The organism is Microbulbifer thermotolerans (genome assembly GCF_900112305.1).
Classification (GTDB): Bacteria; Pseudomonadota; Gammaproteobacteria; order Pseudomonadales; family Cellvibrionaceae; genus Microbulbifer; species Microbulbifer thermotolerans.
Genome location: NZ_FOKT01000003.1, coordinates 1 through 13,647 on the forward strand (window position 1 = coordinate 1; position 13,647 = coordinate 13,647).

General features: G+C 50.3%; 13 protein-coding genes and 1 pseudogene. All 14 read right to left on the reverse strand.

Annotation, left to right across the window (positions count from 1 at the left end):
- Window positions 1–161 precede the first annotated feature (161 nt).
- Window positions 162–881, reverse strand: coding sequence for a hypothetical protein (locus tag BM155_RS04925; protein ID WP_217641433.1), 720 nt, complete (start codon window positions 879–881; stop codon window positions 162–164).
- 427 nt (window positions 882–1,308) lie between these two features.
- Window positions 1,309–1,656 carry a hypothetical protein gene (locus BM155_RS16940; protein ID WP_139223147.1) on the reverse strand — a complete coding sequence of 116 codons (348 nt, stop codon included), beginning with the start codon at window positions 1,654–1,656 and terminating at the stop codon, window positions 1,309–1,311.
- Between the two features lie 36 nt (window positions 1,657–1,692).
- Entirely contained in the window at window positions 1,693–2,139 is a 447-nt protein-coding gene (locus BM155_RS04930) for a hypothetical protein (protein ID WP_074901454.1), read from the reverse strand.
- An 89-nt stretch (window positions 2,140–2,228) separates the two neighbouring features.
- Window positions 2,229–2,321: pseudogene (locus BM155_RS17760) on the reverse strand (hypothetical protein); the annotation flags it as partial.
- 184 nt (window positions 2,322–2,505) lie between these two features.
- On the reverse strand, window positions 2,506–2,883 hold the full coding sequence (locus BM155_RS04940) for a hypothetical protein (RefSeq protein WP_074901456.1): 378 nt from the start codon (window positions 2,881–2,883) through the stop codon (window positions 2,506–2,508).
- A gap of 267 nt (window positions 2,884–3,150) precedes the next feature.
- On the reverse strand, window positions 3,151–3,429 hold the full coding sequence (locus BM155_RS16950; protein WP_139223148.1) for a hypothetical protein: 279 nt from the start codon (window positions 3,427–3,429) through the stop codon (window positions 3,151–3,153).
- A gap of 519 nt (window positions 3,430–3,948) precedes the next feature.
- Window positions 3,949–4,449: a DUF3592 domain-containing protein gene (locus BM155_RS04945; RefSeq protein WP_074901459.1), complete on the reverse strand. Its 501-nt coding sequence runs from the start codon at window positions 4,447–4,449 to the stop codon at window positions 3,949–3,951.
- Window positions 4,450–4,893: 444 nt separating this feature from the next.
- Window positions 4,894–5,205 (reverse strand): hypothetical protein, encoded by a 312-nt coding sequence (locus BM155_RS04950; protein WP_074901462.1) that lies wholly within the window; start codon window positions 5,203–5,205, stop codon window positions 4,894–4,896.
- 94 nt (window positions 5,206–5,299) lie between these two features.
- On the reverse strand, window positions 5,300–5,674 hold the full coding sequence (locus BM155_RS04955; RefSeq protein ID WP_139223149.1) for a hypothetical protein: 375 nt from the start codon (window positions 5,672–5,674) through the stop codon (window positions 5,300–5,302).
- 91 nt (window positions 5,675–5,765) lie between these two features.
- Window positions 5,766–6,176: a hypothetical protein gene (locus tag BM155_RS04960; RefSeq protein WP_139223150.1), complete on the reverse strand. Its 411-nt coding sequence runs from the start codon at window positions 6,174–6,176 to the stop codon at window positions 5,766–5,768.
- A gap of 551 nt (window positions 6,177–6,727) precedes the next feature.
- Window positions 6,728–7,189 carry a hypothetical protein gene (locus BM155_RS16955; RefSeq protein ID WP_139223151.1) on the reverse strand — a complete coding sequence of 154 codons (462 nt, stop codon included), beginning with the start codon at window positions 7,187–7,189 and terminating at the stop codon, window positions 6,728–6,730.
- 726 nt (window positions 7,190–7,915) lie between these two features.
- The gene (locus BM155_RS04970; RefSeq protein ID WP_074901470.1) at window positions 7,916–8,851 is read right to left on the reverse strand and encodes an alpha/beta hydrolase; all 936 of its coding nucleotides are present in this window, start codon (window positions 8,849–8,851) and stop codon (window positions 7,916–7,918) included.
- Window positions 8,838–10,037 (reverse strand): MFS transporter, encoded by a 1,200-nt coding sequence (locus tag BM155_RS04975; RefSeq protein WP_074901472.1) that lies wholly within the window; start codon window positions 10,035–10,037, stop codon window positions 8,838–8,840. Before BM155_RS04975 ends, BM155_RS04970 begins: the two co-directional genes overlap by 14 nt.
- Window positions 10,038–10,185: 148 nt before the next feature.
- Window positions 10,186–13,515: a hybrid sensor histidine kinase/response regulator gene (locus BM155_RS04980; RefSeq protein ID WP_074901475.1), complete on the reverse strand. Its 3,330-nt coding sequence runs from the start codon at window positions 13,513–13,515 to the stop codon at window positions 10,186–10,188.
- Window positions 13,516–13,647 lie beyond the last annotated feature (132 nt).

Here is a 13,647-nt window from a genome sequence, read left to right on the forward strand (position 1 = left end):
AACCTGACGCTGTCACAGCTGGCGATCCACTTCCCGGAACGCTTGGAGAAATACATCAGTCTATGAGGCTATTTGGCTGACACAGAATTTTGAACACCCTCTGGCATAAGGAATTGAGCAGGAGGCGCGCGTTTGGCGCGCCCAGGCTTAAATTTGTTATATTATTTTTTATTGTTAGCCCAATATTCTGCAGCTTCTCTTTCCTTTTCTTCCTCATACAGCTTCCTTGCTAGCGCTTTATCTTCTTCCGACATAAATTCTGGCTCAATAGAGCCACTATCAATACTTAGATATCTATTCTCATTGGCTATGCGAACAAACTCATCGGGAAGAATAAATAGAACATCATTCTCAAGCCTATAATGAATTCCACGATCCCTCAACAAAGCGAACACTTCATCCAAAAAGTCATCACATACTGGACCGCCGGTGAAAACGAAGGGGATCGATTTTTCATCTCCATCAATCGTAAAATTAACTCTTGAATTTTCAATATCACATTCAATATTTTCAGGATTAAACCTATTGCGGGAAATATTACTTATTTTTCTAATCAATTCAGAAAAACACTCCGGATCTAGAAACCCTTCAAACCAGTCCTCTATTATTCTTTCGGACTCGCGTAAAGAATGCTCAATAAAAATGTACCCACTCCAATAGTTACTCTCAACAGACTTGAAAATATAATTTCTACCATTTTCAATACTTTCATCGTCTGCAAGATCAAATTCTCTAAGTAAAACCTCTAAACCGTCACAAAGCTTTTTAACTTCTTCTCGATAAAAACTCTTCTGACCTTCCAAATCTCTTTCATAGAGCACTTTAATATATTCTTTATTACTTTTTAGTTGAGGCAATTCCATAATTATTACTAATCCCACGAACCATTTGTATATAACACCCATACAATATGAGCAAAAAGCCTTTTAATAGGCTGCATTTTAAGGCCACTGATGCCTGTTTCAGATTACTGCGCTCGTTAGTGCGTAAGTTCAACTGAAAAACAATAATTTGCCCGCTATGATAAATCTATCTCCTTTAAAACATTCAGACAGTATAAGATATCATAAGAATCAGATTTTTAAACAAATATTTTGCCTGACGAATATGGTAGCAGTATCACTCCTCTGATTTATTTTTGCTCATCTAATGGTAAAAAATAATTGTAATAGATCACTTGTAGATCTCTATTCTATGGATAGTCAATAGATTCTCCAGGAAAAATAACGCCTAGGATAAATGGCCGATCTTTGCAGAAGCTAATGTATTTACGGCGCAGCAACTTTGTTTAATTGTGTTGTTATCCATTTATACGACCACTTCTAAGATCTTATCGAATGCTATTTTCTTGATTACTTCACCATCAGCTAAATTAACACCTAAATCATGTAGCTTCTCAATTTTAGGGTCTTCTATTATGATTTCCTCTATCACTTCATATCCGATATTCACACGCAATATTTCTTTGTTTTTATTCTTACGTATAAGTGCAAATTCAGAAGTAGAAAACTTCCTTGGTTGATTTACCTCTGAATCATCAGATATCTCTATGTAATCGTATAAATATTGCCCATACAGACCAATTGAATAACGTTTTGTGGGTGTCCATGAATTTAGCGGACTGAATATGCGGCAGCTTTCCCACCAATTTTTCAATTAGTGAGTGTCCAATTTTGTTCCTCCGTTTTGTTATTACTCATATACAGCTCTGGTCAACACAAAACCAATCACATTACCCGCTCTAAAAAGAAAATATCCATTTTCTTCCACACCGTTATTTCCCGTGGTAAACGCCCTAATTTGATCCCCCTCAGAATATAGAGAAAGAATACAGCCCGCTTGTTTCACATAGGGTAGAGAATTAATTTCCTCTAATTTTTCAACATGAGCTTCCGCCACCATATCGTCTGGCAACCTGTAATCAAGAATTCTTCGTCTCGCTGCTACATCCATCTCAAGCAACTCCAGAACCACTTGTTTAACCTCTACAACATCATTGGATATGACATACGATTTTATATCCACATCATCCAACTTAATCGATTTTGACCAAAGACAATGCTCAACCTCGCTGCCAACAGCAAACGGAACAACTAGCGAAAAAACCAAACCAATAAATAAATTCTTTAGTATACACATATGCACGCCCTATCATCTCGCACCATTCCAATCCCGCAGGAAGCCCTGATAAGTATATATGTAAGCGGTAAATCTACCGTCCCTTGCCATTACTCTCCTGATGTGCAGGCAAGATTCCACGGCAGCAGCCGCTCTATCTCCTCCACACTCTGCGCCTTGGGCAGTTCTGTAAACACCTGCCTGAGATAGCGGTACTAATAGTAGTCTCATTCTTTTATTTGCTATCGGACGAAACAGGGGCCACCGATGCTATGCAAATTTTGTGCGAAGCTGGGAGCGCAGCGGCCCACAAAAAACGTGCATAGCATTGGGCTTCCTGAAAAGGTAGGCGGGGCCGGAGTATTCTGCTTGCGTTTGTTAGAGTAATCAGAGTTGAGTTTCACGAGCCATTTGCCGTAGTTGATCTAGGCGTTCTTGCAAATTAATCGAGCTAGCTGGTTTTTTATCGGTTTGCTTAAACGCATTTATAATTTTCGTAGCTTGAGCGTAGTACGGACTATCTGTTGCGGTGCTTGGGTATATTTCTCTATATTTTTTAACACGGCCTAAAAAGATCTCAGCTCGCTCTCTTTCTAGATCGGAAATTGGCTCCTTTAAAATACGGTTTAAATCTACTACAAAGTAGCCAATTCTTCGATCTAAGAATTTTATCAGGCCATCCTGTCCTTCATTTTTTAACACTTCAGAAGACTCTAGAATCGCAAAGCCAGGATTCAATGTATCGATCACAAGTCCATCAAGCATGGACTACGCATTCTCTATACATATTTCACCAAGCATCTGTAATTTTTCTTCACAAGAATCTTGGGCACTTAGATTCGTCGAAAATTGCAAAAATACGGCAAGTAAACAATAGGCTCTAATTTTCATGGATTACTCTAACTCCTGTATAAATGACGCCCAATTAGGACGTCCGATAGAGGCACATCGGGCCGGAACGAATTTAGTGTATTGGTGAGGCCCGAGCCAGCTTGCTGGAGGGCGGGCGTTGATTGTTCTGTTAGGTTTATCCTACTCATTCAATAAATACACTTTTGAGCCGATTGGAACCTTCGATTTTTCAATATCTCTGGGCAACAGAATTGGATTAAACTTTACAGGCGTTTGTACAGAACGGATTATTTCGATTCCGTTAATTTTGGTTTCCAGCTCAGACCCATCAGGGCGAACAATGACGATTTTTGATCCAACTAATACTGGGCATTCCGCATTACTTGAAACACCAGGAGCTAATACGCAACCTCTATTTGTCAGATTAAACACATCTTCAACTTCGAAAATATATTTCATCGCTTATTTAAAACATAATGCCGTCAGCAGGTGGAAGGTCCGAATCATACTTCCTGGCTTTATTAAGAATTTTATCTGCCATGCTTACCATTAACCAAACAATCATGTGACCATTCAAAATTTTTGACATTGAGAGCACTTACAATTCTTTTTTTACCGACTCCATTTCACTATCCGGTATAAAGTTGTCAGATAAGTATAATGTATCAATATTATTATATCTGCTAACTTTTGTGATTAATTCATCTATAGGATACGCCTGATAACACTTGGCACAAATATCTAGATGCGTTACTAGTGATGGGTCAACCTTTGATTCAGCCGCCAGCAATTCTTCTTTATCTCAAAGACTCAATCTTCCTTTTGTAAAATTCTCTGGTTTCATACTTACTCTTAATACTGCGATTAGCCACGGCTACGTCTGTGCACTTTATGCGCGCTAATGGGAGCTAAGCGACCGCACATAAAGTGTGCAAAGTTAGACGTCTGCCTGCAGCGCATTATTATATTTTTTGGGGTTTACTCAAACGTCCAATCCCCAAAGTTGGAATCATGCCCCATTACCTCAGCTATGAACCAACCATAACCGAATATAGAAGCAATATATAGCAATATAAGTATCGGAATAGCGATTGCAGAAAGCCTACTGAATGGCTCCACCTCAATAAATGCAACTTCAGGTGTTCGAGGTAAAACCTTGACATCAACGTGATCACCCACTTTGTATTTTTTGAGAAGCTCATGCTCCAAGTTATGATCCTTGAACAATTGAGGTGATCTTAGGAGGGGAGTGTCGGAACAATATCTCTGCCCTTCAAATTCATACTCAAATTTTATACTTGCCTCGTAAACACGCTGGCCTTCTATATTTGTAAAGTTTTCCAGTTTGGACTCGATGATTTTTCCACGCACTACAGGAAAAGACCTCCATTTACCTTGGATTCGCCGATATATGTAGGTTTGTCCCACTCCAATAAACGCTAAAATCAAAAAACCAACGTACTTTAAAATACCAAACATAATTTTTTACCTCCGAAACGTCACACCTTTGTAGCGGTCCAGCTCTAAGTGCTATTACGAATCGAATCGTGACGAATCCTGGAAACCCATCAAAAAGCTTTCAGCGCCAGCTATATTGCTACATTCTCTACCTCATAGAAAATACTGTTCATCCGCGGGCTTCTGCGAAGGACTGCTGCGTCACAACAAAACTGTTTGACCCAATTCCACACAGGGTGCAGGCTCTACTTACCCGAATAGCAAGCTATGGCAACAATAGTCTGAATATGCAGCAGTCTTCTCACCAAGTTTTTCAATTGGTGGTGTCCAATTTTGCAGAACTCTGACGGCTACAATGAGGAAGTTTTTGACGATTCTTAATGCAATGGTACGGGATAGCCAGGAGTGGGCGTATTAAATATTTTCGCTAGCGCTTGATCCACAGTCGTTTGTTATGTTTTTTCCTCACACGTACTCCCACATTAGGATTTCTTCTGCTTTACGCTTTTCGCTAGACTCACTTACAACGAACCCTTCTGCAAACATGTTTCCATAACCCAGAAATCTAGTATTCTTACATTGAACGATTACTAAAATTTCACCGTTTGGCAATTCATCTTTGTATGTGCAAATAGTTAACCTCTTACTTCCAATTTTAATATCTTCAACTGACTCAGGTGGCAGATTTTTTATCTCTTCCAAGTTGAAACTCATGAGCGATTTCGATCTAAGGATTACTTCTTCTGAAATAGCTTTATCAATTTCACTATTTTTCATGGCTTATACATAACGCCGCCAGCACAGGCCGAAGCACGCAGTGCGGAGGTCCAGCCCACGAAGTGGGCGATTGTGCCTGGCCTTGTTATGCATTTTACTCTGCGACCTCGATTAAACTGCTTACATTGCTCTCAACGTCTTTTTCAGTACCGAAACCATACTGCCAAACAGGAAATGGCGACATTAAAAGGGTAACCCAGCCCTGCATAGACGTGACTTTAACAGTGCCTAGCTCGTTGCTCTCTGCTGTAACAGTATAGGTATCTACACAGTGCGTTGGAATAATGCCTAGAGAAAGCACATAAAAGAGTGGCTCGAAACAATGAGCCCCTTCTGGCCATTCATTTTGTTTCTTGATAGAAATCTTTTCGCCTTCTGGCAATTTCTTCAATTCTCCTTCTGGAACAACTTTGTATGATGCGCAGCTCGACAGAAAGAGAGTTAAAATTATCGCAATATATCTATTCATAGTGCATAACGTTGCCAGCAAGGGCAGCCGAAGCGGAGCGTAGGCTGTCCAGCCCAGCCCCGAAGGGGGTGGGCGAGCTTGACTGGCCTGGTTAATTTTCGGGGCTGGCCGAGGAGTTCTTGCCCGCCTCAATGTATGTTTCTATGTAATATTCCGTTGTACTGTATGGATATGAGTTGACCATTAGATCAAGCACATCATAGAGCCTTGTACCTTTTATTGCCGCAGACTCTGTAGCGAGCACACTTTGAAGACTGTTGTATGTATCCATGTTCTGAACAATGAACTTTTCACCCCATTCATACATTTTTTCTTCTTCCCCCCGCCTCGCATATCCGAGAAGAAGAGCAATCATGTTTGCTTCATCTGCTGACCTTCCCGATGAAGCAAAAACTGCAGAAATTTCTACACCCCGCTTGAACCCCCGCTGCTCGCCAACATAGTAAGCAGCAACGACTAAAAAAATCACTACACCAGATCTAATAATACTCTTGTAAGGCATGGCTACTCTTAGAAAATTAACGCCCACAGCAGGGGCGACCGAAGCGAAGCGTAGGGCGTCCCGCGCAGGCCAGACGGGCCGGAGCATTCTGCCTGTGTTTGTTAAGTGAGCGGGCTTGTATCCTATTGAGTCCCCAACCACATGATAAACACAGCAAAAATAATCACTAAAGACTGCAGTACGGTACCCACCTTGACTAAAACACGCAGAGCAACGCCAGGAATCAATAAGCTTAAGGACCCTAGCAATGATAGTGAGGGGATGATCCTACCAATACTATGCGGCTCTTGGTAGATTGGATCCAGAGCAGTATTTAGGAACAGCCACATGGAAATCAGCGCAAGTATAAAACCAAGGCCAATTTCGACGTTCGATATCTGCTTTAAAGTATTTGAACTTTGCATCACAAGGTCACATAACGCCGCCAGCGGGGGAAGCTTACTTTGTGCACGATTTGCGCGAAAATGAGAGCACAGCAACCCGCGTAAAACGTGCATAAAGTAAGCTGTCCCGCGGAGGGCCGAAGGCCCGTAGCATACTGCCTGGCTTTGTTATGCGTGTCGAAGATGGTGGAGATCACGGAAGCCTACAAAGATTAAAAATAGGCTGAGCAAACCACCTACACTTGGAAATACAATCCTACCAGATAAAGATTGAAACTTACTCAATACAATAACGTTACCGATGCTTAGAGAAACCAATTTGTTGCCACCGTCAAATGCTTGGTAGTAGCTAATTGCAACCTCCGAGCCCTTCACTATGGCCTTAGAAACATCTTCACTCCAGAACCCCGAATAGCAGAATTGCTTACCGTCTACAGATACCAACAAAGTGTCGCTACCCTTACCTCCAGGCCTCAGCCGAACTCTCTCCACTACTCCACGAGTTGATTCTATATCTTCAGATAACGGAAAGTTTGCTAGTAAAAAAATACTCAATAATAGAAACACTCCGCCAACGAGAATTGCAGCCCATCCAATAAAAGTTGAAGGATTATCTAGTCGTTCAATCATTCTTACGCATAACATTTATATCATAGCCCCAAAGACCAATCCCCCCACGCCCCATATCCCAAAGCGCAATTAACCCCAGAATGCCCCGAACCCCTTGATACGTCAATCCTCAGCCATAATTGGCTCGATGGTGCCAATTATAAAAAACGGCCTTCACGACTCATATCCACATTCTCAACGCCCATTGTAACTACTTGATTTAGCTCGGCCTTTCTGCCATTTCTAACCGCACTTCATTAATATCGGCCCCGGCGAATGAAATCTCTTCCGCAGAATGGTCACGATCAGGTAATACCTCCTTCTTTCAACAAGCAGTTTCTAAACATAAGGTCCAAAAATGTGGAGTTTGATAAGACCACTAAGGAGGGATTCTTATCAGTAGTATTTACGCCGAAGCGGCCGTGGCTGTACTCGCTCAACAAAAATTCAGAATAAGTTGGCGGTGTTGCTGGCGTAAGTGCTGTCCTCGGGTAATGGAGGCAGAGCAGCTGTGGACTCTGGAATCAGGTTTTAGCAGTGCTTTTTGTAAGGAGGGCGAAAGAGAAAAGTGAATTCGATCTGTCACACGTTCAGCATTCTATTGCCATTAGTTTGCTGGCTGCCGAAAGGGATATCTGCAATATTCTGAATCGGTCGGGCTACAAGGCTGTGCGCCATATAATGATTTACACCCGGCATCGGAGCGCGGGGAGGCGAGCCCTCCGGCTAGCGAGGGCTCTTCGGCAGTTATTCAATACCCCGCACAAATTCCCCCACATTGCGGTAAAAGGTTTCACAGGCTTCCGGCACCAGAGATTCCAGATTCAAGAAGGCGTGAATCATATCGTCGAAGTGCAGTGATTCACAGGCGATGCCCGCCTTCTGCAATTTTTCAAGATACTGGTCTCCCTCGTCCCGCAGTGGACAGAACTCGGCGGTAATCACGAGGGTCTTCGGCAGGTTACCGGTAAATTCACCGTGCAGGGGAGAGGCATCGCGGCGGTTTTCCGCCCCTTGGAAATAATTGTCGAAGTACCAGCCAATTTTTTCTTTTTCCAGAAGATAACCGCTGCCGTTTTCGTCGATTGACGGTTTCTGCATGGTGTAGTCGAGGCTTGGGTAAATCAGTACCTGGGCGGCGATGTTGTGACACTGGTGTTGCAGCAGACGGCTGGCCGAGGCGCACAGGGCACCGCCACCGGAGTCGCCCATCAGAATCCAGCGGTTGTTGTGGGGGATGGATTTTTTCTCCAGAGCCGGGCCCAGGTTGTTTACAACGGAAAGCAGGTCCTGCAGCCCGGCCGGGTAGGGGTTTTCCGGCGCGAGGCGGTAATCGAGCGATACCAGGGGCCGCTGGCAGGACTCGGCGATACGGCGGCAAATGGGATCGTAGACGGTGACGCTGCCGGCCATATGGCCGCCGCCGTGGCTGTAGATAATGACCGGACCCGGCACGATATCTCGGGGCGAGTAGATACGCACCGGCACACGGTATTGCCCCCCGCAGACCAAAGTTTCACACACTGCCATCTCTGGGCCCGGCTCCACATAGGTGCGGGTCAGATTGGCGAGACTCTCCCGCGCGCTGATCGGCGTGGCCTCAAAGCCCGCCGCTTTCAGTTGTGCCACCTGTGCGTTGACGCCGGCGAGCCACTCCGCCAGTTTGGGATCAAGCTGTCGCATTTTCTGCTCCCTTTTCTCTCACCTCGTTTTTTTTGCCGCTCTCTGGCAGCAGGAAGGAAAACACAAACAGGGAAGCCGAACAGGCCACGGCAAAATAAGCCGCATATGCCGGCTCGCCCGTGCTATCTGCCAACAGGCCGGCGCCGTACATCAGCGCCGTCTCCACTCCGTAGGAGACAGACCAGAACATGCCAAAGGTCACGGTGATGCGCGCCGGCGTCATGCCAGGCAGCTCCTGCGGCAGTGTTACCAGCGCGGTCATCGGCAGGAACATAAAGAAACCCGCCAGGGCTGCGGCGGCGTAGGCGACGATGGGGTTGCGGCTCACCAGCATCAGGGCGGCAAAGAGCACCAGTGCCAGGCCTGAGTAGCGCAGTACCGGCAGGCGTAGGGGGTAACGCTTGGTCACCAGAATACCGGCAGCGGTCCCCACCATGCCGGCGAATATCATCACCGCCGACAGGTCTTTGCTGGCCACGGCAAAACCGTCGATCAAGGGAAACAAAGCAAAGACGGCGATATAGCAAAAGAGTACTCCGCAATAGGCCAGGGGCAGCCACCAGTTAAAGGGTTCACGCACCCCCTGCGCCAGGCCGTAGTTTTCTTCAGGCTGATCGCCGCCACCGGACAGGGGGAAGTTCTCCGCCGCCAGCCACCAGAGCAGCGCCAGCGCCACCACCATCACGCCGTAGAGGGCAATTACCGACTGCCAGCCGCCCATCCAGGCGGCCAGTGCCGCGGTTGTGAGCAGTGCGAGCAGGTTGCCGGTATTGAAGGCAGCGGCGTTGATGCCGTTGATCAACGGCCGCTCGCGGGTGGAAAAATAGTGCAGCACCACCGGGTTGAAATACACAATCGCCAGGGCGCCGCCGAGCCCCAGTGCCAGTCGCGACAGCAGCCAGCCGCCGTAACTGCCGGCGAGGGCACCCAGTCCGCCAGTGGCAATGAGCAACATCGCCAGCGCGAAGGCGCGCTTCGCGCCCAGACGCATCAGCAAGGCAGCTGCAACCAGGTTGCCGACAATTTTTGCCAGGGTGATGACATTGCTGCCCCAGGTGGCATTGGCGAAGCCCGCTTCGCCGAAGGATGCCTGTATCGCCGGTGTCAGCATGGCCCCGGAAACCCAGGAGGCGGCGAACAGGGCGTAGGCGGTAAACATCAGGCCTTCGAGCAGGTATTTTTTCATTTGCCGATTCTTTTTCTCGTTTTCTCTATCAGAGGTGGCATCGCGGTGCCCGGAGCACCGGAAAAAGCTTTATAAAACCGCAGGCAGGTGTATAGGTGTATTCAACAACCCCCAGGGAGGCTAGATTGCGCCGCGCGCGCCGGCACCGCTATACGACCTTGGTCGCAGGGCTTTCCGACAATAGCTTTTGCCGCGCAAGCAGCAGCGCGCGCAGTGCCGCCGGGCGCAGTGGTTTTTGCAAAAACTGCCAGCCCAGATCCCGGGCGCGGTTCTTAACCAGATCGGTGTTTTCCGCAGAGATAAGGACACAGGGCACAGGCCGCCCCCAGACTTCCATCAACTCCCCGGCAAGGGCGATACCGTCTATGCAGTCGTCCAGGTGAAAATCCATCAGCAGCAGGTCCGGGCACGCCAACCGCAGCGCCTGCTCGCGGTTGCGCGCACAGTGGACACTGCAGCCCCAGCCGCCGAGCAGCGCCTGCATGGCCTCGAGAATCGCGGGTTCATTGTCAACGCAGACCACTTGCAAGCGCAGCGCCGCTGGCGATTTCGGCAGTTGTGCCGGCACCGGGACCGCGCGCGCGGCCCGCCGCGCCGGTGGCAACAGTACGCGGAAGACACTGCCGCGGCCCGGTTTTGAGCCGAGACTGATGGGCGACTCCAGCACCCGGCACAGACGCTCCACCGTGGCCAGCCCCAGGCCGTAACCCTGTTCACGCTCCTCGCCGCCAGATACTTTCAACCGATAAAACTCGCGGAAAATATTTTTCTGCTGGGACACGTCTATGCCGCAGCCGGTATCCCAGATTTCCAGTGCAATACCGCCACCACGTCGGCGCGCCCCCACCAACACACCGCCGCGGCGGGTGTATTTGATCGCGTTGTCGAGGAGATTCTGCACCACCCGGCGCAGCATTTTTTCATCGCTCATTACCCAAAAACCGGACGGGCGGTAGCGCAGGCGGATATTGCGGCCATCGGCGGCGAGGCGAGACTGCTCGACCGCATCCGAAAGTACCCGATCCAGTTCGATGGGGCGGATATCGGGGTGAATATCGCCGGCATCCATGCGCGCTATCTGCAGCATATCGGTGATCAATTGCTCCGCCGAGGCCAGGGCGCTGTCGGCGCGGCGGAGCAGACCGCGACTTTCCCCGTCGAGACGACGCTCGCCGAGGGCGTCGAGGAAGAGGCGACTGGCGTTTAACGGCTGCACCAGATCGTGGCTGGCGGCGGCGAGAAAGCGGGTCTTGCCGCGGCTGGCGGCTTCCAGCTCGCGGTTCAATTTCTCCAGTTCGGCGGTGCGCTCAGCCACCTTCTGCTCGAGGGAATCTTTTACCTCAGTCAATTCCCCCAGGGCGCGCTGATAATCGGATACGTCGGTATAGGTGGTCACGAAACCGCCCCCGGGCAGGGGGTTGCCGCGAATTTCCAGCACAGTGCCGTCGGTGCGGTGGCGCTGTACCCGGTAAGCTGTACCGGCCCGAAGGTGCTCCACCCTTTTGCGCACGTGTTCCTCCACCGTACCGGGACCACACTCCCCACGGCTGGCGTTGTAACGCACCAGTTCCGCCACTGGCTGGCCGACATAAATCATCGACGGCGGATAGCGGAACAGTTCCACATAGCGCCGGTTCCAGGCCACCAAGTTCAAATTGGCATCCACCACCGAGATACCCTGGTCGATATTATCGATGCTGCTCTGCAACAGCCCGCGGCCAAAGCGGTAGATGGCCGAGGCCTGCTCCAGGTTCTGGGCGCTCCCCAGTTGGGACACCAAGCGACGGGCACTGGTGGAACCGACAATACCGGCGAGGATCTTTTCCACAGTGTCGCGGTAATCGCCGCCGTTTTCTCCTTCCAGCCCGGCAAAAGTCCGCTCCGCCGCATCGGCGCCGACAAAGCGCGCTAACAGTTCGCGCAACTGCACCTTGTCAACCGGCGCTTCTTTCGCCCCCTGGGCCATAGGCCTCCAGCGGTGCAGCCCCCCGGATGTCAACAGCAGAACCGCGCAATTCACCCCCAGGCCGAACACGCAAGTGACCGACAGCGGGCTCCACCCCAGCCCCAGCCAGCGCGCCAGTAGGTCTCCGCTCCCCAATCCAGCCGGCAGTGCCGACAGTGCCCAGACAGCGCTGCCCGCCACCAATCCCGCGATCACCCCCGCCGGGCGCAGGCGCGGCCAGCGCTTCGGCCAATAGACGGCGGCCACCATCGCGGGCGCCAACTGCACCACCAGCGCCAGCGACAGCAGGCCAAAGGTGCCGAGACGGACACTGGCGCCGATGGCTTCGCTCACCGCGAAGGCGGCGAGCATAATCAACGCAATGATGCCCCGCCGCACCCGGCGAAGATCCGAGCCCAAAGCGCCGCCGGCGGGGCGCCGGTGCAAGCGCTGCAGCCACAGGGGTACCACCACGGCATTGGAGATCATGGTGGACAGGGCGATGGTGGCGATAATCACCATACCCGAACCAGCGGAAAGACCGCCGATAAAGGCCAGCAGGGACAGCCACTCAGAACCACCGTGCAGGGGTATACCGAGGACAAAGCGCTCCGGGTTGTTGTAGGTGTCCGGCAGCCACAGCAAACCGCCGTAGCCCACTACCAGAATCGCCACCGCCAGAATTCCCAGGTAGATGGGAATCAGTTTGCGCACCGGGCCTATGTCTTCCTCGCTATCGCTCTCGACCATCAGCACATGGAACTGCCGCGGCAGGCAAAATATCGCCGCCATCCCCAATACCACCACGGCAAAAAACCCGGTGTCCGCCGGACGCGCTTCACTTAACCGCGCCACCTTGTCGCTCGCCAGTGCCGCCCGCGCCAGATCGGCAGCACCGTCAAAAGCACCGGTCACAACAAACCAGGCCACGGCGACGAATGCACCTATCTTCACCAGTGCCTCGAAAGCCACCGCCAGCAGCATGCCGTTGCGGTGCGCGCCGCTGTCGATATGGCGGGTGCCGAACAGCAATGCGAACAGACCGATGGTGGCACTGACAAAGGCCGTTACCGCGGAAGCGCTGATATCGCCGCTGTCGGCCAAAAACAAAAAACCGTCCGCAACCGCGCGCAACTGCAGCGCCAGATAGGGCAGTATCGCCACCACCGCGAGCAGCGCCACCGCCGCCGCCAACCACTGGGAGCCGGCGAACTGGGCACTGATGAAGTCTGCAATGGAAGTGGAACCCTGCTGCTTGGACAGGCGCACAAAGCGGATCAACAGGGGCGCACCGAAGATCAGTATCAGACTGGAGCCGACAAAGGTCGGCGGCAGCAGCCACCCCTCCTCCACCGCCTGGGCCGGAGTGCCGAAAAACATCCAGGCACTGGTATAGGTACCGGCCAGCGCTAGCAGAAAGGGTTTAATGGGGCGGATGCGCGAAGCCGCCAGCCGGTCCCCCCAAAAGGCAATGGCGAACAGCAGCAACAGATAGGCCAGGGCGACAACGGCCAGGGTGGTCAGGCTAAACAAGCGGGCACACCTTCGTTATTCTTGTCTGTACACAAACCATACCCCAGCGGCTGTTTTTTGTCCCCCATCCCCATCGTTCCCACCGTCATACCTTGGTCTAGCAGGCAAATGGACCCGGGGCCGATAGAGTGA